This window comes from Candidatus Magnetobacterium casense (assembly GCF_019173545.1).
Classification (GTDB): Bacteria; Nitrospirota; Thermodesulfovibrionia; order Thermodesulfovibrionales; family Magnetobacteriaceae; genus Magnetobacterium; species Magnetobacterium cryptolimnobacter.
This window is the reverse complement of record NZ_JABXWD010000435.1, coordinates 1-2,630: the sequence shown is the minus strand read 5'-3', so window position 1 is coordinate 2,630 and position 2,630 is coordinate 1. Positions and strand designations below refer to the sequence as shown.

The 2,630-nt window shown below is 53.4% G+C and carries 3 protein-coding genes; all 3 read left to right on the top strand.

Annotated features, from left to right (window positions below):
- Positions 1-277: hypothetical protein (locus tag HWQ67_RS15960; protein ID WP_218253678.1), on the top strand; the 277-nt coding region annotated here is incomplete at its 5' end.
- Positions 278-321: 44 nt separating this feature from the next.
- Positions 322-612 carry a hypothetical protein gene (locus tag HWQ67_RS15955; protein WP_218253677.1) on the top strand — a complete coding sequence of 97 codons (291 nt, stop codon included), beginning with the start codon at positions 322-324 and terminating at the stop codon, positions 610-612.
- A 21-nt stretch (positions 613-633) separates the two neighbouring features.
- Positions 634-2,630, top strand: a 1,997-nt coding sequence (locus HWQ67_RS15950; protein WP_218253676.1) for a DNA polymerase, incomplete at its 3' end; no start/stop codon positions are given.

Below are 2,630 nucleotides of genomic sequence, written 5' to 3'. Positions count from 1 at the left end.
AAGTCTGTTTACCAGTCCCCCTACCAGTCCCCGACTTTCCCGAACTGATCCTGAAAGTGCACGTCCATTCTACCCCAAACGGAGCACCAATTTTTACCGGGTCATCAAAAGCGACTTCGATTTCGTCCCGGACACCTATTTGGACTGGCTATTGGGTGAGACATGGTTCATACAAAACTACGAAGCCGAATCGGTCAACGTACAAAAGGAACTCAACACCAGGCGCAGGTCCCATTATCACGTAGAGGATCAGTTCGGGAAAGTCGGGGACTGGTAGGGGGACTGGTAAACAGACTTGGGGAATTAATCGGTGGAGCTGGGGTGTTTGTTCTGGCAATGGGAACAATGGTCTTCCTTGCCGTCCATGACCCTTCTCCAGCTATCAAAGCCCCGGATCCTTCCAAGGCCCGGTTCATCATCTCCGTTAAAGGCGTAACCGAAATGATTAACTTTCCTTCGCGCAAAAAATCACACCTGTATTGGGTGGAATTGACAATGGACGAGGACGTTAATTGGGGGAAGGTGCTTGTGCGCCAGGAGGATATTTGGGAGACCTTGCGCGACGGAGACGGGTTTGTGGGGGATGTGTTTTACACGACACAAGTAGATTAATAGATTAACAGGAGGGACGAAATGGCCGATATGACTGATGCTCCATCTTCCAACCGGCGTTATAACTTCATCTATGCCCGCGACCGTGCGAACTGCTTCGACTGCCCGTTATCGGCCCTGTGGTACCTGGATCCCCCGGACAAATCCGCCCCGGTATTGGGTCAGGGCCCCGGAGCATCACTCTCACATGCCCCGGTCATGATCATTGGTGAAGGTCCCGGAGAACAAGAAAACGAACATGGCGTCCCATTCTACCGCGACGCCCCCAGTGGACGCGAACTGAACAACTTGTGCACTCGAATGGGTCTTGACCGTTACCAGCAATGCTACGTCACGAATGTTGTCAAGTGTCGCCCGCCTAAGAACCGAGATCCCAAACCTCTGGAGCTACAATGCTGTTCCTCGTGGCTGAAATATGAAATTGCTGAAGTGCGCCCGGATCACATCATCACCGTGGGCCGGTTCAGCACCCGCGCCCTCCTGGGTAACAACGTTGACATGGAAACAGTCCACGGCATCCCTCATCAAGTATTCCCGGTTGAGTCCGATCCGGCGTACCGCCCCACAGTCATCCCCTGTTACCATATCGCCGCCGGTCTCAAGGCTCCGGAAACCATGAACCGGGTTCAGTACGATTTCCAGCGTGTAAGCTCGGTTCTCCATGGAGAAAAGTTTACCGCCCCGGAAGACTTATACAAGGGCGCTGAAAAGTACGTGTTGGCAACAGCTCGCAGACTTGAGCTTGAACTGGCATTCACCAGCATTGTCGCTATAGACACCGAGACCCTCCCCACGGGTTCATCCCCAGGATTACATGATCCTGTGTGGTGCGTGACGGTATGCATGAGCCCTGGTAAGGCGTACTTTATCCCGGTTACCGATATCGCATGTCTGGAGGTGCTTAAAAAGAGTTTGACCAGGCCCAATCTCCGCATCGTGTTTCACAAAGCCTTGTTTGATATCCCCGTTTTGGAGTCCCTGGGGGTCACAGTGCCACTCGGACAAGTCGAGGATACCATGGACATGGCTTATCTCCTCCAGGTCGAGCCCTTGGGCTTGAAATCCCTTGCCAAGCGTCATTGTGGGATGGATATGGAGGAATACGAAGACGTGTTGCGCGATGCCCAGGAGACACTGACCAGGGCGTATCTGAAGCAGGCCGCCGGATTAACACTCCCTAATCCCCCTCCGATTACTGAACTCCGCAATGGGGTATACCTCCAAGTACAACCACAAAATGTAGTGCGAAAGGTCAAGAAGCTGCTGATGAAACATGACGTCGATGTTTATATCCTGGACACCAAAACTGACCTTACATCGTCCTGGCTTAAGCTTGACCCCGAGCGCGGTCGAAATCAAGTCGAACAACTTCTCGGCCCTCTCCCCCGCGCCACCCTTGCCGACATCCCCATTGCCGAGGCCCGTTATTATGCCTGCCGAGACGCCGATGCCACCCTGCGCGTGCACAGGACCCTATCTCCCATCATCCAAAGCTTCGATTTATGGCCGGTGGTGCGCATGGACTGTGACACTCTACCGATGGTCATTGATATGCACAGGTCCGGGATCGAGGCTGACGTTTCAGTTCTCAAGGATCTGGGGGAGTACTTCGGGACCAGGGCCGAGGAAGCTAAAAAACGAATCTATGACGTGGTGTCCAAGCGCTACAACTTAAACTCTCCAGATGAAGTATCGGACATGCTATTCAAGGAACTGAAACTTCCCCCACAGAAGCAGCCCACGAAAAAGCCCAACGGCAAAATCGTTTACCCCACCGGAGAACGTGAAGTATTATCACCCCTCAAAGGCACCCACCCGGTTGTTGACCTGCTCCTCGAATACCGCCAATACACCAAGCTCCGGTCAACCTATGCCGAGGCAGCGCTCAATCTTGTGGATGTCGATGGCCGGGTACACGCCAATTTCAGCCTGACAAGTACCTCCACGGGACGTCTGAGTTGCAGCAAGCCCAACCTTATGGCTCAACCGGTACGTACATCGGAAGGCAAGTTAATCCG